The sequence below is a fragment of the Pseudomonas sp. LBUM1657 genome, from assembly GCF_059716075.1.
Genome location: NZ_CP166799.1, coordinates 6046018 through 6068687 on the forward strand (window position 1 = coordinate 6046018; position 22670 = coordinate 6068687).

The 22670-nt window shown below is 58.1% G+C and carries 19 protein-coding genes and 1 pseudogene; 8 read left to right on the forward strand and 12 right to left on the reverse strand.

Going from position 1 to position 22670, the window contains the following annotated elements:
* The first annotated feature begins 74 nt into the window (after window positions 1-74).
* The 3 genes from dbpA to yccS all read left to right on the forward strand — a co-directional run bounded on the left by dbpA (window position 75) and on the right by yccS (window position 5157).
* The gene (dbpA, locus tag ACA055_RS27935; RefSeq protein WP_256730367.1) at window positions 75-1412 is read left to right on the forward strand and encodes an ATP-dependent RNA helicase DbpA; all 1338 of its coding nucleotides are present in this window, start codon (window positions 75-77) and stop codon (window positions 1410-1412) included.
* A 152-nt stretch (window positions 1413-1564) separates the two neighbouring features.
* Window positions 1565-2743, forward strand: a complete 1179-nt coding sequence (locus tag ACA055_RS27940) for a BaiN/RdsA family NAD(P)/FAD-dependent oxidoreductase (RefSeq protein WP_497681476.1) — start codon at window positions 1565-1567, stop codon at window positions 2741-2743.
* 230 nt (window positions 2744-2973) lie between these two features.
* Window positions 2974-5157 carry a YccS family putative transporter gene (yccS, locus tag ACA055_RS27945; RefSeq protein ID WP_497681477.1) on the forward strand — a complete coding sequence of 728 codons (2184 nt, stop codon included), beginning with the start codon at window positions 2974-2976 and terminating at the stop codon, window positions 5155-5157.
* A 124-nt stretch (window positions 5158-5281) separates the two neighbouring features.
* On the opposite strand, the gene ACA055_RS27950 is transcribed toward yccS, so the two are convergent.
* Complete coding sequence (locus ACA055_RS27950; RefSeq protein WP_497681478.1) at window positions 5282-6019, reverse strand: substrate-binding periplasmic protein; 738 nt, start codon at window positions 6017-6019, stop codon at window positions 5282-5284.
* Between the two features lie 256 nt (window positions 6020-6275).
* Here ACA055_RS27950 and ACA055_RS27955 point away from each other — a divergent pair, with 256 nt between their 5' ends.
* Window positions 6276-6728 (forward strand): GNAT family N-acetyltransferase, encoded by a 453-nt coding sequence (locus ACA055_RS27955; RefSeq protein ID WP_497681479.1) that lies wholly within the window; start codon window positions 6276-6278, stop codon window positions 6726-6728.
* A 107-nt stretch (window positions 6729-6835) separates the two neighbouring features.
* Here ACA055_RS27955 and ACA055_RS27960 read toward each other — a convergent pair whose 3' ends face one another.
* Genes ACA055_RS27960 through ACA055_RS27970 form a run of 3 tightly spaced genes read right to left on the reverse strand, consistent with a single transcriptional unit; the run spans window position 6836 to window position 9816 of the window.
* Complete coding sequence (locus ACA055_RS27960) at window positions 6836-7132, reverse strand: winged helix-turn-helix domain-containing protein (protein ID WP_090178776.1); 297 nt, start codon at window positions 7130-7132, stop codon at window positions 6836-6838.
* 23 nt (window positions 7133-7155) lie between these two features.
* A complete protein-coding gene (locus ACA055_RS27965) occupies window positions 7156-7647 on the reverse strand; it encodes a M48 metallopeptidase family protein (RefSeq protein ID WP_497684503.1) in 492 nt (163 codons plus the stop codon).
* 45 nt (window positions 7648-7692) lie between these two features.
* A complete protein-coding gene (locus ACA055_RS27970; protein ID WP_497681480.1) occupies window positions 7693-9816 on the reverse strand; it encodes a putative bifunctional diguanylate cyclase/phosphodiesterase in 2124 nt (707 codons plus the stop codon).
* A 324-nt stretch (window positions 9817-10140) separates the two neighbouring features.
* Between ACA055_RS27970 and ACA055_RS27975 the strand changes: the two genes are divergently transcribed.
* Window positions 10141-10809 carry a polysaccharide lyase family 7 protein gene (locus tag ACA055_RS27975; protein ID WP_497681481.1) on the forward strand — a complete coding sequence of 223 codons (669 nt, stop codon included), beginning with the start codon at window positions 10141-10143 and terminating at the stop codon, window positions 10807-10809.
* Between the two features lie 54 nt (window positions 10810-10863).
* On the opposite strand, the pseudogene ACA055_RS27980 reads toward ACA055_RS27975, so the two are convergent.
* Window positions 10864-11088 (reverse strand): annotated as a pseudogene (locus ACA055_RS27980) (IS3 family transposase); the annotation flags it as partial.
* Between the two features lie 96 nt (window positions 11089-11184).
* Entirely contained in the window at window positions 11185-11448 is a 264-nt protein-coding gene (locus tag ACA055_RS27985) for a hypothetical protein (RefSeq protein WP_497681482.1), read from the reverse strand.
* A 529-nt stretch (window positions 11449-11977) separates the two neighbouring features.
* Here ACA055_RS27985 and ACA055_RS27990 point away from each other — a divergent pair.
* Window positions 11978-13507 carry a DUF2599 domain-containing protein gene (locus ACA055_RS27990; RefSeq protein ID WP_497681483.1) on the forward strand — a complete coding sequence of 510 codons (1530 nt, stop codon included), beginning with the start codon at window positions 11978-11980 and terminating at the stop codon, window positions 13505-13507.
* An 84-nt stretch (window positions 13508-13591) separates the two neighbouring features.
* On the opposite strand, the gene fba is transcribed toward ACA055_RS27990, so the two are convergent.
* The 6 genes from fba to tkt form a co-directional block, all read right to left on the reverse strand.
* Complete coding sequence (gene fba / locus ACA055_RS27995) at window positions 13592-14656, reverse strand: class II fructose-bisphosphate aldolase (RefSeq protein ID WP_149416425.1); 1065 nt, start codon at window positions 14654-14656, stop codon at window positions 13592-13594.
* Between the two features lie 294 nt (window positions 14657-14950).
* Window positions 14951-15283, reverse strand: coding sequence for an MliC family protein (locus tag ACA055_RS28000; protein WP_497681484.1), 333 nt, complete (start codon window positions 15281-15283; stop codon window positions 14951-14953).
* Between the two features lie 56 nt (window positions 15284-15339).
* The gene (locus ACA055_RS28005) at window positions 15340-15561 is read right to left on the reverse strand and encodes a hypothetical protein (RefSeq protein WP_497681485.1); all 222 of its coding nucleotides are present in this window, start codon (window positions 15559-15561) and stop codon (window positions 15340-15342) included.
* A gap of 34 nt (window positions 15562-15595) precedes the next feature.
* The gene (locus tag ACA055_RS28010; protein WP_497681486.1) at window positions 15596-16759 is read right to left on the reverse strand and encodes a phosphoglycerate kinase; all 1164 of its coding nucleotides are present in this window, start codon (window positions 16757-16759) and stop codon (window positions 15596-15598) included.
* Window positions 16760-16771: 12 nt separating this feature from the next.
* The gene (epd, locus tag ACA055_RS28015; RefSeq protein WP_497681487.1) at window positions 16772-17824 is read right to left on the reverse strand and encodes an erythrose-4-phosphate dehydrogenase; all 1053 of its coding nucleotides are present in this window, start codon (window positions 17822-17824) and stop codon (window positions 16772-16774) included.
* Between the two features lie 150 nt (window positions 17825-17974).
* Window positions 17975-19972 carry a transketolase gene (gene tkt / locus ACA055_RS28020; RefSeq protein WP_497681488.1) on the reverse strand — a complete coding sequence of 666 codons (1998 nt, stop codon included), beginning with the start codon at window positions 19970-19972 and terminating at the stop codon, window positions 17975-17977.
* A gap of 273 nt (window positions 19973-20245) precedes the next feature.
* On the opposite strand from tkt, the gene ACA055_RS28025 reads away from it, so the two are divergent.
* Together ACA055_RS28025 and metK are read left to right on the forward strand one after the other, a co-directional pair.
* Window positions 20246-21241 (forward strand): ArsR/SmtB family transcription factor, encoded by a 996-nt coding sequence (locus ACA055_RS28025; RefSeq protein ID WP_497681489.1) that lies wholly within the window; start codon window positions 20246-20248, stop codon window positions 21239-21241.
* 18 nt (window positions 21242-21259) lie between these two features.
* Entirely contained in the window at window positions 21260-22450 is a 1191-nt protein-coding gene (gene metK, locus ACA055_RS28030; protein WP_497681490.1) for a methionine adenosyltransferase, read from the forward strand.
* Window positions 22451-22670 lie beyond the last annotated feature (220 nt).

Here is a 22670-nt window from a genome sequence, read left to right on the forward strand (position 1 = left end):
GACATTTTGTTTTGCAGGCCAGTCCCGTGACCACCATCGCCACCGCTTTTAATACTTTGCCGCTGTCCGCCGCCATGCTGGCTAACCTCGACTCCCTCGGTTATGCCCAGATGACGCCGATCCAGGCGCAAAGCTTGCCGGTGATCCTCAAGGGGATGGACCTGATCGCGCAAGCCAAGACCGGCAGCGGCAAGACCGCCGCCTTCGGTATCGGCCTGTTGAACCCGATCAATCCGCGCTTCTTCGGTTGCCAGGCGCTGGTCATTTGCCCGACCCGCGAGCTGGCCGACCAGGTCGCCAAGGAAATCCGTCGCCTGGCCCGCGCCGAAGACAACATCAAGGTCCTGACCCTGTGTGGTGGTGTGTCTTTCGGCCCGCAGATCGCTTCGCTGGAGCACGGCGCGCACATCATCGTCGGCACTCCGGGCCGGATTCAGCAGCACTTGCGCAAGGGTTCGCTGGTGCTCCATGGCCTGAACACGCTGATCCTCGACGAAGCCGACCGCATGCTCGACATGGGCTTCTACGATTCCATCGAAGAAATCATCGCCCAGACCCCGGAGCGTCGCCAGACCCTGCTGTTCTCCGCCACGTATCCGGTGGGCATCAAGCAACTGGCGTCGAAATTCATGCGCACCCCTCAGATCGTGAAGGCTGAGGCGTTCCACGACGACACGCAGATCGAGCAGCGCTTCTACGAGATCTCTCCGGAAGAGCGTATGGACGCCGTGGTCAAAGTCCTCGCGCATTTCCGTCCGGCTTCCTGCGTTGCCTTCTGCTTCACCAAGCAGCAAGTTCAGGAAACCGTCGATCACCTGACCTCCAAAGGCATCTCCGCCGTCGGTCTGCAGGGCGATCTGGAACAGCGTGACCGCGACCAGGTGTTGGCGATGTTCGCCAACCGCAGTACTTCGGTATTGGTCGCCACCGACGTCGCCGCTCGCGGTCTGGACATTGACGCGCTGGACATGGTGATCAACGTCGAACTGGCCCGTGACTCGGAAATCCACATTCACCGCGTCGGCCGTACCGGTCGTGCCGGTGAGAAAGGTATTGCGATCAGCCTGGTCGCACCGTCCGAAGCGCACCGCGCCCAAGCCATCGAGCAACTGCAGAAGTCGCCGTTGAGCTGGGATCAGCTGGACAACCTCAAATCCCAGGGCGGCGCACCGCTGCTGCCGGTGATGAGCACGTTGTGCATCGGCGCCGGCCGCAAAGACAAGGTTCGTCCGGGAGATATCCTCGGTGCTTTGACAGGTGATGCCGGCATTCCGGGCGCCCAGGTCGGCAAGATCGCGATCTTCGACTTCCAGGCGTATGTGGCTGTTGAGCGTGGGATCGCCAAGCAAGCCTTGCAGCGCCTCAACGACGGCAAGATCAAAGGCCGCTCGTTACGCGTGCGGATTTTGTAAGCGATCGTCTGCCTGACAGAGATCAAAATGTGGGAGCGGGCTTGCTCGCGAAGAGGGAGTATCAGTTGGCATCAAGTTGACTGACACACCGCTTTCGCGAGCAAGCCCGCTCCCACAATCAGTTTTGTGGTGAACATCAAGAGGACACCGTTTTGCGCTCTACCGAAGTCGTGATCATAGGCGCTGGCGCCGCAGGGTTGATGTGTGCGCTAACCGCCGCCGGGCGCGGGCGCAAGGTGATGTTGCTCGACCATGCGAACAAAGCCGGCAAGAAAATCCTGATGTCGGGCGGTGGCCGCTGCAATTTCACCAACATGTACACCGAACCTGGCAATTTCCTCTCGCAGAACGAACACTTCTGCAAATCCGCACTGGCGCGCTATACCCAGTGGGATTTCATCGGCATGGTCGCCAAACACGGCGTGCCGTACCACGAGAAGAAACTCGGCCAGCTGTTTTGCGATAACAAATCCAGCGACATCCTCGGCATGTTGCTCGATGAGTGCGATCAGGTCGGCGTCAGCCTGCACCTGGACACTTCGATCCAGACCATCGAGAAGCTCGAAAGCGGTTACCTGCTCGATACCACACTGGGCCAAATCACCTGCGAATCGTTGGTGATCGCCACCGGCGGCCTGTCGATCCCGACTCTGGGCGCCACCGGTTTCGGCTATCAGGTGGCCAAGCAGTTCGGCCACGACCTGCTGCCGACCCGCGCAGGCCTGGTGCCGTTCACCATCACCGATCAGCTCAAGGAGCTTTGCACCGAGCTGTCCGGTACGTCGGTGGATTGCCTGGTGAGCTGCAACGATCAGAGCTTCCGCGAGAACATCCTGTTCACCCACCGCGGCCTCAGCGGGCCGGCGATTTTGCAGATTTCTTCGTTTTGGGAGTCTGGCGACACGGTGGAGATCAACCTGCTACCGGACCACGACGTGCCAAGCTGGCTGCAACAGCAGCAGGCCGAACGCCCGAACAGTGAGTTGAAAACCCTGCTCGGGGAAATCTTCACCAAGAAGATGGCCAACTTGCTGGCGGATAACTGGTTCGTCTCCAAACCGATGAAACAGTACACCCATGCCGAAATTGCCGACATCGCCGAAAAACTGGCGAGCTGGAAAGTCGTGCCGGCCGGCACCGAAGGCTACCGCACCGCCGAGGTAACACTGGGGGGCGTCGATACGCGGGAAGTCTCGTCCAAGACCATGGAGTCGCTGAAAAGCCCCGGTCTGTACTTCATCGGCGAAGTACTCGACGTGACCGGGCATCTGGGCGGCTTCAATTTCCAGTGGGCCTGGGCCTCGGGTTACGCGGCTGCACAATTCGTCTGATCCAACGTCGTACACACATCAAATGTGGGAGCGGGCTTGCTCGCGAAAGCGTCAGCACATTCAACATGGATGTTGGATGAACCGGCCTCTTCGCGAGCAAGCCCGCTCCCACATTGATTGTGCAGTGATATCAAGGAACAAATTTTGCTGTCAGATGTGATCGGCGCCATTGCGTCGGCGTCATTACTGGCTCAATTTAGCGTCATTGCCTCGGAAGGCCTTCGCACTTCATGTCCTCGACCTCGTTCAGTCAGTCACTGCGTCGCCTCTGGGCGCTGGATAAATTCAGTTATAGCGTGCGGGTGTTCATCGCCCTGACCGGCACCATGGCGCTGTGTTGGTACACAGACGAAATGGGGCTGCTGATCCCGTTGTTCCTGGGGATCATCGCCAGCGCCCTCGCCGAGACCGATGACAGTTGGCAAGGCCGCCTCAACGCGCTGGCCGTGACACTGGTGTGTTTCAGCGTTGCCGCCCTCTCCGTCGAATTGCTCTTCCCCTACCCCATCCTCTTTGTCATCGCCCTTGCCCTGGCCAGTTTCTGCCTGACCATGCTCGGCGCCCTGGGCGAACGCTACGGCGCAATTGCCTCGGCGACGCTGATTCTGTCGGTCTACACCATGATCGGCGTGGACCAGCGCGGCGGGGCGGTCACCGATTTCTGGCACGAACCGGTGTTGCTGGTGGCCGGTGCAGCTTGGTATGGCTTGCTCTCGGTGCTGTGGCAGGCGCTGTTTTCCAACCAGCCGGTGCAGCAGAGCCTGGCGCGGTTGTTCCGTGAACTGGGTTTTTACCTGAAGCTCAAATCGTCGCTGTTCGAGCCGATCCGGCAGATGGATGTGGAAGCGCGCCGACTGGAACTGGCCCAGCAGAACGGTCGCGTCGTCGCGGCATTGAACGCCGCCAAGGAAATCATCCTGCACCGGGTGGGCAACGGTCGGCCGGGCTCGAAGGTCAGCCGCTACCTGAAGCTGTACTTCCTCGCCCAGGACATCCACGAGCGCGCCAGTTCCTCGCACTACCCTTACAACGCGCTGGCCGACGCCTTCTTCCACAGCGACGTGCTGTTTCGCTGTCAACGCCTGCTGCGCCAACAAGGCAAAGCCTGCCGAGCGCTGGCCGAGTCGATCCAGATGCGCCAGCCATTCATCTATGACGCGGGTTTCGCCGAAGCCCTGAGCGATTTGCACGCCTCCCTCGAGCACCTGCGGGTCCAGAGCAACCCGGCGTGGCGCGGTTTATTGCGTTCTTTGCGAGCATTGGCGGCGAACCTCGGCACACTTGATAGGCTGCTCAGCGACGCGAGCAACCCCGACGCCTTGGCCGACGCCACCGACAGCAGCCTGCTCGACCGTTCGCCACGCAGCCTCAAGGACGTGTGGATTCGCTTGCGCACGCAACTGACGCCGACCTCGCTGCTGTTCCGCCATGCACTGCGTTTGCCCTTGGCACTGAGCATCGGCTACTGGATGGTGCATTTGATTCACCCATCCCAGGGCTACTGGATCATCCTCACTACGCTGTTTGTCTGCCAACCGAACTACGGCGCCACCCGGCGCAAACTCGGCCAGCGGATCATCGGCACCGCCATCGGCCTGACCGTGGCCTGGGCGCTGTTCGATCTGTTTCCGAACCCGCTGGTCCAGTCGTGCTTCGCGATCGCCGCCGGGGTGGTGTTCTTTATCAACCGCACCACCCGTTACACCCTGGCGACTGCGGCGATCACCCTGATGGTGCTGTTCTGCTTCAATCAGGTGGGCGACGGTTACGGGCTGTTCCTGCCACGACTGTTCGATACGTTGCTCGGCAGCCTGATCGCCGGGCTGGCGGTGTTCCTGTTCCTGCCGGACTGGCAGGGTCGGCGCCTGAACAAAGTGCTGGCCAACACCCTGACCTGCAACAGCATTTACCTGCGCCAGATCATGCAGCAATACGCCGCCGGCAAAAGCGACGACTTGGCTTATCGCCTGGCCCGCCGCAACGCGCACAACGCCGACGCGGCGCTGTCCACGACGCTGGCGAATATGCTGATGGAGCCTGGGCATTTCCGTAAGGAAGCGGATGTCGGCTTCCGCTTCCTGGTGCTGTCGCACACGTTGCTCAGTTATCTGTCTGGACTCGGCGCACACCGGGAAACCCAACTACCGCCGGACGTTCACGAGCATTTGATCGACGGTGCCGGGGTGAAACTGGCCACTAGCATCGATGAAATCGCCCAAGGACTGGCAAGCAAACTGCCGATTGCGATTCAAAGTGATGAGGAAGAGGCGCTGGCCAATGCGCTTGAGCAGATGCCGGATGAGATCGATGAAGGGCAACGGCTGGTGCAGACGCAGTTGGCGTTGATTTGTCGGCAACTTGGGCCGTTGCGGACGTTGGCGGCGCATTTGATCAAGGACACCAGCGAAGCCTGAGATGTGTGGTGTCTGGGCGGGCCTCTTCGCGGGCAAGCCCGCTCTCACAGTGGATCTTCGTTGCGCCGCAAATCAGTGTGGGAGCGGGTTGCTCGCGAAGAGGCCATCAGCCACACCATAAAGCTCACATCCCATGCTGCTTCATCAACCGCTCATAACTCCCATCAGCCTTCATCTCCGCAATCTCACGATCAAAATTGGCGACGATCTGCTCATGCTTCGGGTTCTTGAGGCTGACCAGGATGTGCAGGCTGTTCTCACTCAGCGGCTTGGGCAAGAATTCCACGGCATTGCGCACCTTGGGGGGTTCCCGCGCCAGGTAGTAACGCGCGACGTATTCATCTTCCAGGGTCAGCTTGACCCGGTCGGCAGCGACCATGCGCACGGCCATGGCGAAGCTGTGCACCGGGACTTTCTGCAGCGACACGTCGTCATCGAACTCCTGCGAATAGGCATAGCCGCGCACCACCGCGATTGGGTAGGTATGCAGTTGTTGCAGGTTGTTGTATTCGATCGGTGCGTCTTTGCGCTTGAGAAAACGTACGCGGTTGAGCAGGTATTCGCCGGAGAACTTGCCGAGCTTGGTGCGCTCGTCGGTGTACCAGGCGTTGACCAACACGTCATATCGCCCCTCGCCTACCCCCAGCAAGGCTCGCGCCCAGGGCACCTGTTCAAAGTCGCTGGCATAGCCTGCCCGGGCCAGCGCCGTGCTGACGATGTCCGTGGCCAACCCACCGTTGACCAGCGTGGCGTCGGTAAAGGGCGGCCAGGCATCGGCCACCAGTCGCAGCTTTTCCGCTGCCGCGCCTTGAGTCAGCAACAGCAATCCAATCAAAGCAAAGGCTCGATGCAATCGCGGCATGCTAGAAAATCCTTAGCGGGCAGCATGCCCGACGTGTTTTTCAGCCAAAACTCAAGGCCCTGTACCGCCAAACCCAGGTACTAACATTAGCTCATTGAAGCCACTGCACAGCGCTTGATCCCAGATTACACAAAGAAGACTACGCCGCGAGAAATGAATGATGGCATTTTGGCCTTTGTCACAGATTTCTCCGCCATAAAGACATCTTCCGGCCGGGCGCTTAGTATCGAAGCGACGTAGTTCAAGGAATGTGAAGATGACAATCGATTGGGTCTGCAAACACCACAGCGATCTGGGCAAAGAACAGCTGTACGCCATTCTGCAGCTACGGGTAGAGGTTTTCGTCGTCGAGCAGAAATGCATCTATCAGGACGTCGATGGCCAGGACCTGGAAGGTGACACCTGCCACTTGATGGCCTGGGACGGGGATCGACTGGTGGCGTACCTGCGCTTGCTCGACCCGGAGTTACAGGGCGGCGACGTGGTCATTGGCCGGGTGATCATCGCCCCTCAAGCCCGCGGCACCGGTCTTGGGCACGAGTTGATGGCCCAAGCGCTGAAGCAGGCCGAAAAGCGCTGGCCTGATGTGCCGATCTATCTTTCGGCCCAGGCGCATTTGCAGAGGTATTACGGGCGGTACGGGTTTGTAGTGGCAGGCGAGGAGTATCTGGAGGATGACATTCCGCATATCGGGATGCGTCGTCCTTAAGGGCCTCTTCGCGAGCAAGCCCGCTCCCACATTTGATCTGTGGCGTACACAAACCAATGTGGGAGCGGGCTTGCTCGCGAAAGCGTCAGATCAGTCACCGTAAAATCTCAGGGATACTCAAGCACCGCTTTAATCTGCCGCAGATTACGCTCGATCCACCCGCGATCAATCGCCCCCCACTCGCGAATCCGATAGCGCCCGGCATGGTTGCGTGCGCCCTCCTCCTGCTCGAACTCACAAATAATATCCAGATCCGCCAACGCCGCGATCGTGTCCTGGGCGGTGCGCCGGGGCATGCCAGTCACCTCGGTGAGCGCCGGAACGCTGCTGGCCAGCCCGCTGTCGATCAGGTACGCCACGTACAACCGGCGATAGAAGCTGCTCTTGGTCTTGCTTACGTCCATCCACACACTCCTTGCTGTGATGTCTACTGCATATCCCGCCACGTCAGGTACACCCGCAAGTCGAACTCCACCTGGTGATACCCCGGCAACATGTGTTCGCACAACTTGTAGAACGCCTTGTTGTGATCCGACTCCTTGAAGTGCGCCAGCTCATGCACCACGATCATTTTCAGAAACTCGGAGGGCGCTTCCTTGAACAGCGAGGCCACGCGAATTTCTTTCTTGGCCTTGAGCTTGCCGCCCTGCACCCGAGAGATCGTGGTGTGCAGGCCGAGGGCGCGGTGGGTCAGGTCCAGGCGGTTGTCGAACAACACCTTGTCGATGGCGGGGGCGTTACGCAGGTATTCCTGCTTGAGGTCCAGCGCGTAGGTGTACAACGCCTTGTCGCTCTGCACCCCGTGTTTTTCCGGGTAACGCTGGCTCAGGTAATCGCCCAGCCGACCTTCGCTGATCAGTTGGCGAACCTGATCCTGCAGCGCAGCGGGATAAGCCTGGAGGTATTTCAACGCAGTCATCGGGGCGGCAACACGAGTCACGAAAAGGCCGCCAGTGTAGCGAATTCAGCTGTTCAGCGCGCTCCAGTCGAACGGCTGCACAAAGTGACCGACGTCTTCAGCCATCATCGGTCGCGCCACCAGAAAACCCTGCACGTACTCGCAGCCATTGGCTTGCAACCAATCATATTGCGCTACGGTTTCCACGCCTTCGGCCACCACCAGCATTCCGTACTGCTTGCACAGGTCGATCACATTGCTTACCAGCGCCGCATCCCGGGAGGAATTCGGCAGCCGGGCGATCAAATGCCTGTCGAGTTTGAGCGTGTCCAGTTCCAGGTCACGCAGATGAGCCAGCGAACACGGTCCGGAACCGAAGTCATCCAACGCCACCCGCACCCCCAGATGGCGCAGCAGGCGCAGTTGTTTGCGGGTTTCTTCGGGGTTTTGCATCAAGGCCTCTTCGGTGACCTCGACTTCCAGATGCCGCGCCTGCAAGCCATGACGCTCCAGCACCTGGCGCAACTCGGTGACCAGGTTGGGCATGCCGAACTGCGTACTGCTCAAACTGACGCCCACCACCAGATCCTCGGCAAACAAGGTCTCCCAAGCTTTGCGTTGCCCGGCGCTGCGATGGTAAATCCAGCTGCCCAGACGACTGATCAACCGCGCTTCTTCCAGCAACGGCAAAAACAGACCCGGCGGTACGTCGCCGACGCTCGGGTGCTGCCAGCGCAGCAACGCCTCGAACCCGCGAATCTGTCCGCTGACTATGGACACCTGAGGTTGATACACCAGATTGAAGTCACGGTTCTCGATGGCCGCACGCACGCTTTCTTCGAGCATCAACCGCGAGCGTGCCCGGCCGTTCATTTCGTGATCGTAGAAGCGATATTGCTGACGGCCCGCGCGCTTGGCTTCGTACATGGCAATGTCGGACGCCCGCAGCAATCCGTCGAGATTGGCACCGCAATCCGGGTAGGTGGCAATGCCGATGCTGGCGCCCAGGGCGATATCCAGGCCGTCGATCTGCTGACAGATCGACACCCGTTCAATCAGCTTTTCGGCAATCTTCGCCGCTTGCTCGGGGAACTCCAGATCCAGCAGCGCGGTGAACTCGTCGCCGCCCATGCGCGCCAGAATGTCGAACGGCCGCAGACAGGCTTTTAATTGCTCGGATACCCAGCGCAGCACCCGATCGCCCGCATCGTGACCGAGGGAATCGTTGACCCGCTTGAACCCATCGAGATCAAGGTACAGCAGCACCCAGGCACTGTCGGTACGTTCGCCGCGCAGCAGCAGATTTTCCACCGTTTGATAGAACCCGCGACGGTTGAGCAGCCCGGTCAGCGGGTCGGTGACAGCCTGGAATTCCAATTGCTGATGCAGATGGCGCACCACCGACATGTCCAGCACCGTCACCACCATGGCGTGTTGCTCGGCGGGCAATGGCGCACAGGACAACGCCACGGGCACCTGCTGGCCGGGCGCCGTACGCAGCAGCGCATCGTGCAGGCGCAGGGTCTCACCGCGTTTGTAACCGGCCAGCAGTTCTGAATCGGCCCACACCGGAATGTGCGGTTTCTGCAGGAAATCCAGAAACTCCTTGCCCTGCAGATCTTGCACAGTGGCATTGAGCAGCCGCGACATCGCCGGGTTGGCGAAGCGGATCAGACCGTCCTCACCGACCACCAGGATGCCTTCGGCGGCGTTGTCCAGCACTGAGGCATTGAAGGCGCGAGCGACCTCCAGATCGTGGCTCAGGCGCTGCAAGGCGCGACGATTTCGCTGATGTTCGAGCAGCGCCTGGACTTTGGGCTTGAGAATTTGCGGATCGAACGGTTTGAACAGGTAATCCACCGCACCACTGGCGTAACCCTTGATCACGGCGTCCTGGGACTGTTCATTGGCGGTCAGGAAGATGATCGGAGTGAGGCGGGTTCGCTGACTGCCGCGCATCAGGCGCGCCACTTCAAAACCGTCCATGCCCGGCATCTGCACATCCAGCAGCACCAGGTCGACATCATGTTCAAGTAAAAGGCTCAGGGCTTCGAAACCCGAGGCGGCAGTGATGACCTGCCAGTCCTGGCGCTGCAACAACGCGCGCATGCTGGTCAAATTTTCAGGGTAATCATCGACGATTAGAAGAATCGAGCTGCCTTCAGCTGGCGTGGGGTGCGCGCATTCCATGCTGCTTCTCTTGTTCGGGGCGGCAGGCCGGTTTCTTGTGAAAACCGGACAAATACTAACCTTCACTCTAGACCTGGATCCAACAAAGCAGAAGGTGTCAGTACGCCATCATTTAACCAAAGCGTTCATTTGCCGACTAACGGTCGCTTCTACAGGCCGCTAAAACCGGGGAAGATGGCATTTCGACAGGATGTTGACGTCAACCATCTGCCAGACGGGCATTAACAAAGAAGCCTTCAACGCTTATAAAGACCGCCCTCCAAGGCGCGTGCTAGAGCTTCTGGCACGGGCGTGCAGCAAAAAAATCCGTGGAAGCTTTTGTCTATGATCGATCTCGCAACCTGGAACCTCAGCGTTCCCGTCGGCAGTCCGCCGTACACCGTTGACACTCCCAAACTGGTGAAAGGCTTCAAGGATCAATACTTCCATTCCGATACCGGCACACTGTTTTTCTGGTCCCCGGTAACCGGTTCCCGCACTGCAAACGCAAAGTATCCCCGCACTGAACTGCGAGAAACCTACAGCAACGGCACTCTGCGTAACTGGCTCTACCCGGACGCCGACAACTCCCTGCGCGCCACCCTCGCAGTGAACCAGGTGCCGAGTTCGGGAAAGATCGTCATCGGCCAGATCCACGCCTATGAAAGCCAGAAGCCCATGGTGAAGCTCGAGTACCAGTACAAAACCAGCACGGCTAGCGGCAACATCGTCGCCAAGGTGCGCATGCGCCCGGATGACGGAGAGGGTCGGGTCATCACCATCGCCACCGGGGTGAAACTCGATCAGCAGTTCAACTACCTCATCCATCTCAGCCCCAAGGGGGCATTGGGCATTAGCGCTGCTGGCTACCAATGGGACACCGACATCAGCGCGACCTGGCGCGACAAGCCGCTGTACTTCAAGGCCGGGGTCTATGTGCAAGACCACACCGGGTACAAAAGCGAAGGCGGGAAAGTGACGTTCAGCAAGCTGGATATTGATCACGATAAGTAAGCCGATCCCACTGGACTCTTGAGGGCGACTCGATCCCCCGTAGCAGCAGCTCGCAGGCTCGGCAGCTGCTACAGATCTCGGCGAACCAATGTATGCGCCTGGGCTCCAGTCTTGCCGACCGTGCTTGCGTAACCACGTCAGAACGGTCGTCTTGCCTTAAATCCCGTAACGCTCCTGAGCCTCTTTATCACTCAGCCCGCCTTTTGCGACCTGGTCGACGACCGACAATTTAAAAGTCAGCGTGTAGTCTCGCTGACTACGCCTTTTTTTTGCTTCCATTACGCCCTCCTGAAAATAGATCAGAAGGTGTAAACCTTATTCAGAACGGGACAGGGGCGATTAAAAAATCCGCCCCCTTTTCTACACGCTAAATAATCACTTCAATACATTGACCGCTGCCTTCGCCAACTGGATGAACAGCTCATCATCCCGCTCATCAAAATCGCGATCACCGTCAGCATCACCCTTTCCATCCACGGTGTCATAGTCACCTTTCTTCTTTGACGCCGAAACTGAAATAGCGAAATCAAGAGCAAAGCCCTTCGTTCCATTTTCCTTGGAGTAGAACTCAAGCACTACCTCAGGGCTTTTATCTCCATCAAGATCTTCAACCGACAGTCGAATTTCCTTACTAGCCATCACAACACCTCATCCATTCAGTTATGAGTAGATCATTGCTTTGCGCAACAACGCCAGGCACAACATATTTACTTGGGAATTTGTTGTCCACTGTCAAACATGACAGGTGTATACGCATACATACATGAGGAGCCGCTCAGTCCTGCAGCAACGCCGACCTCGTACAGAACCCATCAAATTGCTTATTCTTTTTATTATCCAACCTCCTTCGCAACACCGTAAATTTCGAATAAAAAACTGTCATTTTTTACAGGTTAATTTTCAGCATGCGCCATCTACTCTTCGCTACTCAAGAAGAGAGATTGACAATGACTAGTCCATTTTAATTCTTCACCGAAATAGACAGATAATACAGGAGCAACATAATGACCATCCCTCTCACCCCACAACAACCAACGTTGTGCACATCAGTAAAAAACAAATGGACGCTTTGCTAGAAACTTCCAAGGCGGCCTGCAACAGCAGAATACAACCAAGTCCTTCGCTCCCAAAAAAACTTAGGGACTCCAGATTACAAAAGGAAAGCACCATGAGAGCGCCAATCCTATTCATACTTTCAACTATTATTGCTGTTTCCAACCAGACTCATGCACAGTGGATTGCGGGCGATTCAAAAGACTCCATTGCCGATGGTCAAGATACAGTTTCAGACATCCGAAATCGATACAACGATACAAGCGAAAACTGCGGCACCAACAACAGGCCGGCCTTCCTGTGTAACGGCGTTATTTTAAGGGTCACAAAAAAATCTACTCAGTATAAAGTCTGGAATCCAAGCCCGACCTCGGTAAACCGCGGCACTGTTTCATTTTCCTACTTGAGAGCGGATTCAAAATTTAGCAACTTCGCCTGGAACTCAACTACTGCAAATGGGTATATCATTTATCCCAAGATTAAATCCCCAGGAAAAACACCCATTGACGTTCTATGCTCCTACCCAGTGGACTCTTGGGAGTGGAATCGTGAAAGACCTTGCGGAAGTTTTACAGGGGACGATGGACAATACTCGGAGGCCAGCAAGCTATGCTCGCTGCAAGGCATTAACACAGCTGATCAATGGATAGAGCATTGGCATAAATATGACAACAACAAAAATCAATATTTGGCCCAATGCGGGTTCGATGTAAATAAAACCATTTCCGATGGGGCTATCGCTTTCAATGAGTCGCTTAAAGCTCAACAAAAGCTGGGGCGCTTTCCTGAATGGAATGAATTGCAGGCGGCAACGTGGGAGCAAGATATAGCTCGAAGCTTGCCCATTCAGGCTTTTTTCTATACCACGCCCGAAAGTCTTTCGGATGCCAAAGCCAATCAAAAAGAGTTTTATGAGGCAACAGGCAATACAATCATCGTTCCGGTTATTAGAGTCAAACTCCCCGCTACGCCGAACGAAGATGTTGCCTTTGAATTTAATGCTAATGAGCAGGCAGTAACCGGTACGACAGCGCCAGTCATTTCCGCTACTGACCATCCAACCATTGACTATCCTGGCGAGGGCACCCTTGTTACATCGCCCTTCAGAATCTCTGGCAGAAGTGCACCTTATGCTTCGGTTGAAGTACTTACGGCTGGGGGCGCACGGCATCTTGGGACATCTGTCGCCGACGCATATGGAGCTTGGTATATCGATAATGTGGAGATGTCTAGCGCTCAACCTATCACCGCCCGCCAGCTCTTGAACGGTCAACAATCCAACTGGGCAAGAAACCGTAACTTCGCTATCAATACTGCGGCATGCCCCCCTTACATCGCGTCAGCATCATGGGTCCATCGTTATGACCCAGGAACCCAAAAAGACGAATGGAGTTTGTCAGTCATCCCTACTGACTGCGGGAGGCATATAGCATCAGATAAAACTAATACCGCATTCGAAGAACTCGTTCAAAAATACGGAAATGATGCGCAATGGAAAAATAATGACGGAGGCGGAATGCGCCGCCAATTTGTTTGCCATCTCGTGATTGCCAGGGAAAAGAGCGAGTGGAACCTGGAGCCTTTCAGGCCAGATGCATCACATGAAACATCAATTGCCAGGGGCTGTAACCCAACCTTGATCTAGCCATAAAAACCTACCGATTTAATGTTCCAAACAAAAACCCGCCTCTCGGCGGGTTTCTCATCAACGCTATTTAAACCCTAAGGCTTAGTTCACCTTGGCGTTCAACTCGCCTTTCAGGTAACGCTGGTACATCGCTTCCAACGAGATCGGCTTGATCTTCGAAGCATTGCCCGCCGTACCAAACGCTTCATAACGTGCGATACACACATCGCGCATAGCCGTCACGGTGGCGCCGAAGAATTTACGCGGGTCGAACTCGCTCGGGTTGGTGGCCATCAGGCGACGCATCGCACCGGTGGACGCCAGGCGCAGGTCGGTGTCGATGTTGACCTTGCGCACGCCGTGCTTGATGCCTTCGACGATTTCTTCAACCGGTACGCCGTAGGTTTCTTTGATGTCGCCGCCGTACTGGTTGATGATCGCCAGCCAGTCTTGTGGAACCGAAGACGAACCGTGCATCACCAAGTGGGTGTTCGGGATGCGCTTGTGGATTTCTTTGATGCGGTCGATGGCCAGCACGTCGCCGGTAGGCGGCTTGGTGAACTTGTACGCGCCGTGACTGGTGCCGATGGCGATGGCCAGGGCGTCGACCTGAGTGCGCTTGACGAAGTCTGCGGCTTCTTCCGGGTCGGTCAGCATTTGGCTGTGATCCAGAACGCCTTCAGCGCCGATGCCGTCTTCTTCACCGGCCATGCCGGTTTCCAGCGAACCCAGGCAGCCCAGCTCACCTTCTACCGAAACGCCGCAGGCGTGAGCCATGGCTACGGTTTGTTGGGTGACGCGGATGTTGTAGTCGTAGTCGGTCGGGGTCTTGCCGTCTTCGCCCAGGGAACCGTCCATCATCACCGAGCTGAAGCCCAGTTGAATGGAACGCTGGCAGACGTCAGGGCTGGTGCCGTGGTCCTGGTGCATGCACACCGGGATGTGCGGGAATTCTTCGATTGCCGCCAGGATCAGGTGACGCAGGAATGGTGCACCGGCGTATTTGCGAGCACCGGCCGAAGCCTGGACGATCACCGGGGAGTCAGTCTTGTCAGCGGCTTCCATGATGGCGCGCATCTGCTCAAGGTTGTTGACGTTGAAGGCTGGAACGCCGTAGCCGTACTCGGCTGCGTGGTCCAGCATCTGGCGCATGCTGATAAGTGCCATTGTGTGTGTCTCTCCCGGTTGAGGGTCGTTAATCGTGCCAGCCTGCCGTAGCGGCGGCGGCTATTCAAGTTATTGCAGATCGGGGGTGAGCCCGGGCTGCGAATTCGGTGGTGCCTAAATTCATGTACCTACACAGAACCCTTGTGGGAGCGGGCTTGCTCGCGAATGCGGTTTAACATTCAGCACTGATGCAAGCTGACCCGCCGCCTTCGCGAGCAAGTCGAATCGTCGCACCGCCACTCCCACATTTGGATCTGCTTCCAGATTGGATCAGTGGTGTATCAGTTTCGTGTATTACTGCGCTTTACAACCGCGGCCGATCAAATCATTGGTGGCGACCCAGTACACCAGGCCTTCCTCACCTTTTACGTGAAACGCCAACATGTCGTTGCTGTACAGCGAACCTTCGGCGCCCGGCTCATGCTTCAAGCGGTACACCTGATCGGCGCCGCCCAGGCGAACGTCTACTTCCTTGCGGCTGTCGTCGGTGTAGCGCCAGAGCACTTTGGCCTGGCTGTCGCAGGTCCAGGTGGTCCAGTTGTCCGTCGATTCGGCAGGCTTGAACAGGTTAAAATTCGAGCAACCTGCCAGCAGTGCCAGCGCCGTAACGGCGATAAAACCTTTCATCCATGTTCCTCGACCGACGGCGCACGCCCCCAGCCTTGAGTAAAGAGTCAGACCCGTCAAGGGCAGCCATGTTCCTTGGCCGGGGTCTGTGTCTCGTATTTGTCCAGGCCATCAGGCCCGGAACGCTTGTTGATCACCGGGTTGGTTTCCGCTTGCCAGTCGGCCTGATAGCAGCCTTTTTCCGGTACGCGCGGCCCGGGTTCCGGTGTGGCTTTCGGGTTACTCCCGCAAGCCGCCAGCAAGCCCGCGACAATCAACAGCGCCAGCGTCTTGACCATGTGAACACTCCTTTGCCTGGTCAAATGAGCGACCTCAGGCCTTGGCCCGGCTTTCCAGGACTTCAACGGCCGGCAGAACCTTGCCTTCGACGAACTCGAGGAACGCGCCGCCGCCGGTAGAAATGTAGGAGATTTGATCAGCAACGCCATATTTATCGATGGCTGCCAGAGTGTCGCCGCCGCCCGCGATGGAGAATGCCGAGCTGTCTGCGATGGCCTGGGCCAGGACTTTGGTGCCGTTACCGAACTGGTCGAACTCGAACACGCCCACCGGGCCGTTCCACAGAATAGTCTTGGACGACTTCAGCAGCTCGGCGAAATTCGCCGCGGTCTGTGGGCCGATATCCAGGATCATGTCGTCAGCGGCCACGTCAGCGATCAGCTTGACCGTAGCGGTGGCGCTTTCAGCGAATTCCTTGGCGACGACAACGTCGACTGGCAGCGGCACGCTGACTTTAGCGGCGATTTCACGAGCGGTGTCCAGCAGATCCGGCTCGTACAGGGACTTGCCGACCGGGTGACCGGCAGCGGCCAGGAAAGTGTTGGCAATGCCGCCGCCGACGATCAGCTGGTTGCAGATCTGGCTCAGGCTGTTGAGCACGTCGAGTTTGGTCGAGACCTTGGAGCCGGCAACGATGGCAGCCATTGGTTGAGCCGGCGCGCCCAGGGCTTTGCCCAATGCGTCCAGTTCAGCGGCCAGCAGCGGACCAGCGGCAGCGACTTTGGCGAACTTGGCCACGCCGTGGGTCGAACCCTCGGCGCGGTGAGCGGTGCCGAAAGCGTCCATCACGAACACGTCGCACAGGGCGGCGTATTGCTTGGCCAGTTCGTCAGCGTTCTTTTTCTCGCCCTTGTTGAAGCGCACGTTTTCGAACAGCACGATGTCGCCGGCTTTCACGTCGACGCCGTTCAGGTACTCGGACACCAACGGCACTTCGCGGCCCAGGGCCTTGCTCAAGTAGTCAGCGACTGGCTTGAGGCTGTTCTCGGCCGAGAATTCGCCTTCGGTCGGACGGCCAAGGTGCGAGCAGACCATCACGGCCGCGCCTTTTTCCAGGGCCAGCTTGATGGTCGGCAGCGAGGCCAGGATTCGCGCATCGCTGGTGACTACACCGTCCTTGACTGGGACGTTGAGGTCTTCGCGGATCAGTACGCGCTTACCTTGCAGATCGAGGTCGGTCATCTTCAACACGGTCATGGGTCGCATTTCCTACTGTTTTGGAGAGGCAGTTGATTGCAGATAGTGTTCCGCAACATCCAGCATTCGATTGGCAAAACCCCATTCGTTGTCGAACCAGGCCAGGATGTTCACCAGCCGTGGGCCGGAAACTCGAGTCTGACTGGCATCGACGATGGCCGAATGTGGGTCATGATTGAAATCACAACTGGCGTGAGGCAACTCGGTGTAGGCCAGAAGGCCTTTGAGCGGGCCGCTGGTGGCAGCCTCGCGCAAAATCCGGTTGACCTCGGTGGCGTCGGTGTCGCTCACGGTCTGCATCGTAATGTCGAGACAAGACACGTTAACCGTCGGCACCCGCACGGCTTTGGCCTGAATTCGTCCGGCAAGTTCCGGTAACAGGCGTTCGATGCCACGCGCCAGACCAGTGGACACCGGAATCACCGACTGGAACGCCGAACGGGTGCGGCGCAGGTCCTCGTGGTGATAGGCGTCGATCACTGGCTGATCGTTCATCGCCGAGTGGATGGTGGTGATCGACACATATTCCAGACCAATGGCCTGATCCAGCAGGCGCAACAGCGGCACGCCGCAGTTGGTGGTGCAAGATGCGTTGGACACCAGCAGCTCGTCGCCGGTCAGGCAATCCTGGTTCACGCCGTAGACGATGGTGGCGTCGACATCCGCCTCGCTGGCCATCGGCTGGGAAAACAGCACCCGTGGCGCGCCAGCGTCGAGGAACCGCTGGCCGTCTTCACGCGTGTGGTATGCGCCGGAGCATTCCAGCACCAGATCGACGCCCAAAGACGCCCAATCGATACCTTCGGGAGTGGCACTGCGCAGGACCTTCACGCAGTCGCCATTAATATGCAGACAATCGCCGTCGACCTTCACTTCACCGGGAAAACGCCCGTGAGTGGAGTCAAAGCGTGTCAGGTATTCGATGCTGGCCATGTCGGCCAGATCGTTGATCGCGACAATTTCAAACCCGGCCTTCGCCCCTCGCTCGAACAACGCACGCAAGACGCAACGACCAATCCGGCCGTAGCCGTTGAGTGCAACTTTGTAAGGACGCGGTTGAGGCATGGGGTTCTCGATTACCGTGGTGAATCCGTCATTGCAGTGTTGGCCGGACCGACGCCTTCGCGAGCAAGCCCGCTCCCACAGGAGAATGCAATCTCATGTGGGAGCGGGCTTGCTCGCGAAAGCGGCGGTCCAGACGACACATTTTCTGGATCAGTCTTCCAGCAGTTCTTCAGCCTGACCCAGGATGTTTTCCAGGGTGAAGCCGAACTCTTCGAACAAGGCAGGCGCAGGCGCCGACTCGCCGTAGGTGGTCATGCCGATCACGCGGCCTTCCAGGCCCACGTACTTGTACCAGTAGTCCGCGTGAGCGGCTTCAATGGCGATACGGGCGCTGACCTGCAACGGCAGAACCGCTTGCTTGTAACCGGCGTCCTGGGCATCGAACACGCTGGTGCACGGCATCGAAACAACACGCACTTTGCGACCCTGTTCGGTCAGCTTGTCGTAGGCCTGAACGGCCAGACCGACTTCCGAACCGGTAGCGATCAGGATCAGTTCAGGCTCGCCTGCGCAGTCCTTCAACACGTAACCGCCACGACCGATGTCAGCGATCTGCAGCGCATTGCGGGTTTGGTGCTGCAGGTTCTGACGCGAGAAGATCAGCGCCGAAGGGCCGTCCTTGCGCTCGATGGCCAGTTTCCAGGCCACTGCCGATTCAACGGCATCGGCTGGACGCCAAGTGTCGAGGTTCGGTGTGCTGCGCAGGCTGGTCAGTTGCTCGATCGGCTGGTGAGTCGGGCCGTCTTCGCCCAGGCCGATGGAGTCGTGGGTGTAGACGAACACCACGCGCTTCTTCATCAGCGACGCCATGCGCACCGCGTTGCGGGCGTATTCCATGAACATCAGGAAGGTCGCGCCGTAAGGCACCAGGCCGCCGTGCAGCGCCACGCCGTTCATGATCGCGCTCATGCCGAACTCGCGAACGCCGTAGTACATGTAGTTACCGCTGGCGTCTTCGGCGGTGACACCTTTGCAACCTTTCCACAGGGTCAGGTTGGAACCGGCCAGGTCAGCCGAGCCGCCCAGCAGTTCAGGCAACAACGGGCCGTAGGCATTCAGTGCGTTCTGGCTGGCTTTACGGCTGGCGATGGTTTCGCCCTTGGCCGCAACTTCAGCAATATAAGCCGAGGCTTTTTCGGCGAAGTCTTCCGGCAGGTCGCCGCTCAGACGACGAACCAGCTCGTTGGCCAGCTCAGGGAAGGCTGCGGAGTAGGCAGCGAAACGCTGATCCCATTCGGCTTCGGCCGCGCGACCGGTTTCCTTGGCGTCCCACTCGGCATAGATATCGGCCGGAATTTCGAACGGACCGTGGTTCCACTTCAGCGCCGCACGGGTCAGGGCGATTTCCGCGTCACCCAATGGGGCGCCGTGGCAGTCTTCCTTGCCTTGCTTGTTCGGCGAACCGAAGCCGATGGTGGTCTTGCAGCAGATCAAGGTTGGCTGCTCGCTTTTGCGTGCAGTATCGATCGCGATCTTGATTTCTTCCGGGTCGTGACCGTCGACGTTGCGGATCACCTGCCAGTTATAGGCTTCGAAGCGCTTCGGCGTGTCATCGGTGAACCAGCCTTCGACTTCGCCGTCGATGGAAATACCGTTGTCATCGTAGAAGGCAATCAGTTTGCCCAGGCCCAAGGTACCGGCCAGGGAAGCGACTTCGTGGGAAATGCCTTCCATCATGCAGCCATCACCCAGGAACACGTAGGTGTGGTGGTCGACGATGTTATGGCCAGGACGGTTGAATTGCCCCGCCATGACTTTTTCTGCCAGGGCAAAACCAACGGCGTTGGCCAGGCCTTGGCCCAGTGGACCGGTGGTGGTTTCAACGCCTGGGGTGTAACCGAATTCCGGGTGACCCGGGGTGCGGCTGTGCAGCTGGCGGAAGTTCTTCAGGTCTTCGATCGACAGGTCGTAGCCGGTCAGGTGCAGCAGCGAGTAGATCAGCATCGAGCCGTGACCGTTGGACAGCACGAAGCGGTCACGGTCGGCGAACGATGGATTGCTCGGGTTGTGCTTCAGGTAGTCACGCCAAAGTACTTCGGCGATATCCGCCATACCCATCGGGGCACCGGGATGGCCGCTGTTGGCTTTTTGCACGGCATCCATGCTGAGGGCACGAATGGCGTTGGCACGCTCACGACGGCTGGGCATCGCTGTTCTCCTGCGGGTTCTGTATCGAGAGTGAATAAAACGAAACGGAAAAAAGGCGAGCATTTTCCCTCACCGACCCGCCTCGGGGCAATGACAGATAGTCACTTGAAGGCGTTTTTCCAATGGTTAACAGCGTATTCGACTGGTGAAACCTTTCCGCTGTTCGTTTGTTGACTAAACCTAACGCTGAGAAGTGCCATCTATCGACCAATATCAAAACTTTTTGATATTGCCCTTGCGATGCTTTCTGACGGTCACTAGACTGCCGGCCTTATGAATTTACGCGTGCCTTCCATTCAACATGACGATTGCGATGAGCTGGCAGCCCTGTGCAAGGCTGGCGGCGATCCTTTGCGACTGAATGTATTGCGCGCGCTGGCCAACGATTCGTTTGGCGTACTGGAACTGGCGCAGATTTTTGGTATTGGCCAGTCGGGCATGAGTCATCACCTCAAGGTATTGGCCCAGGCCGACCTGGTGGCGACCCGCCGTGAGGGCAATGCGATTTTCTACCGTCGCGCCCTGCCCCACACTGACTTGCTGGGCGGCAAGCTACATGCCGCGCTGCTGGAAGAAGTGGACAACCTGACCCTTCCGGTCGAGGTGCAGGCGCGGATCGCTCAGGTCCACGGGCAACGTGCGGCGGCCAGCCAGGACTTTTTCTCACGGGTCGCGGAGAAGTTTCGCGCCCAGCAAGACTTGATCGCCGGCCTGCCGCAGTACCGCGAAAGCGTGGTGGCATTGCTCGACAAGCTGAGCTTCAGCGAAGGCGCCACGGCCATCGAAGTCGGCCCCGGGGACGGTGCGTTTCTACCGGAACTGGCGCGCCGCTTCACTCAGGTGACGGCGCTGGATAACAGCCCGGCGATGCTCGAACTGGCGCGGCAGGTCTGCGAACGTGAAATGCTGGCTAACGTAAGCCTGCAACTGGCCGATGCATTGAACGGTGTAAGTCTTCAGGCCGATTGCGTTGTACTGAACATGGTACTGCACCATTTCGCCGCACCGGCCGAAGCGCTCAAGCACATGGCCGACTTGCTGCAACCGGGCGGTAGCCTGCTCGTGACAGAGTTATGTAGCCACAACCAGAGTTGGGCCAGGGAGGCCTGCGGTGATCTCTGGTTGGGGTTTGAACAGGACGATTTGGCCCGTTGGGCCACCGCTGCGGGACTCGCTCCCGGGGAAAGCCTCTATGTAGGCTTACGTAATGGTTTCCAGATCCAGGTTCGCCATTTTCAGCGACCGACTGGCGACACTCACCATCGGTAAATTCAGGAAAACATCGAGATGAGCGAATACTCCCTCTTCACCTCCGAGTCCGTGTCCGAAGGGCATCCGGATAAAATCGCCGACCAGATTTCCGATGCGGTGCTGGACGCCATCATTGCTGAAGACAAATTCGCCCGTGTTGCGGTCGAAACCCTGGTGAAAACCGGCGTGGCAATTATCGCTGGTGAAGTCACCACCTCGGCGTGGGTCGATCTGGAAGAGATCGTGCGTAACGTGATTCTGGACATCGGCTACAACAGCTCCGATGTCGGCTTCGACGGCGCTACGTGCGGCGTGATGAACATCATCGGCAAGCAGTCTCCTGACATCAACCAGGGTGTCGACCGTGCCAAACCTGAAGATCAGGGCGCCGGCGACCAGGGCCTGATGTTCGGTTACGCCAGCAACGAAACCGACGTGCTGATGCCAGCACCGATCACCTTCTCGCACCAGCTGGTTCAGCGTCAGGCCGAAGCCCGTAAATCCGGCCTGCTGCCTTGGCTGCGCCCGGACGCCAAGTCGCAAGTGACTTGCCGTTACGAAGGCGGCAAGGTTGTAGGAATCGACGCCGTTGTACTGTCGACCCAGCACAACCCTGACGTGTCCTACAAAGACCTGCGCGAAGGCGTGATGGAACTGATCGTCAAGCACGTACTGCCTGCCGAACTGCTGTCCAAGGACACTCAGTTCCACATCAACCCGACCGGCCAGTTCATCATCGGTGGCCCGGTAGGCGACTGCGGCCTGACCGGCCGCAAAATCATCGTCGACAGCTACGGCGGCATGGCCCGTCACGGCGGCGGTGCGTTCTCCGGCAAAGATCCATCGAAGGTTGACCGTTCGGCCGCCTACGCCGGTCGTTACGTGGCCAAGAACATCGTCGCTGCCGGCCTGGCCGAGCGCTGCGAGATTCAGGTTTCCTACGCTATCGGTGTCGCTCAGCCTACGTCGATCTCGTTGAATACCTTCGGCACCGGCAAGATCAGCGACGACAAAATCGTCAAACTGGTCCGCGAAATATTTGACCTGCGTCCATACGCAATCACCACCATGCTCGACCTGCTGCACCCGATGTACCAGGAAACCGCTGCGTACGGCCACTTCGGTCGCACCTCGGCGACCAAGACTGTGGGTGACGATACTTTCACCACTTTCACCTGGGAAAAAACCGACCGCGCCGACGCTCTGCGTTCTGCTGCTGGTCTGTAAGCTTTCCCGGCAGTACCAAAAGCCCCGCACGGTTTGCCGTGCGGGGCTTTTTATTGTCTTCACGTGGGACCGTGTTGCGGCCTTCGCGGGCAAGCCCGCTCCCACATTAGTGCCGTTCACAGAGCCAATGGGGGAGCGGGCTTGCTCGCGAAGAGGCCCGACCGGTCACCGCTAATCCCCAGAAACACTCAGCAAAACACCCACCCATTGCGCTCCACAA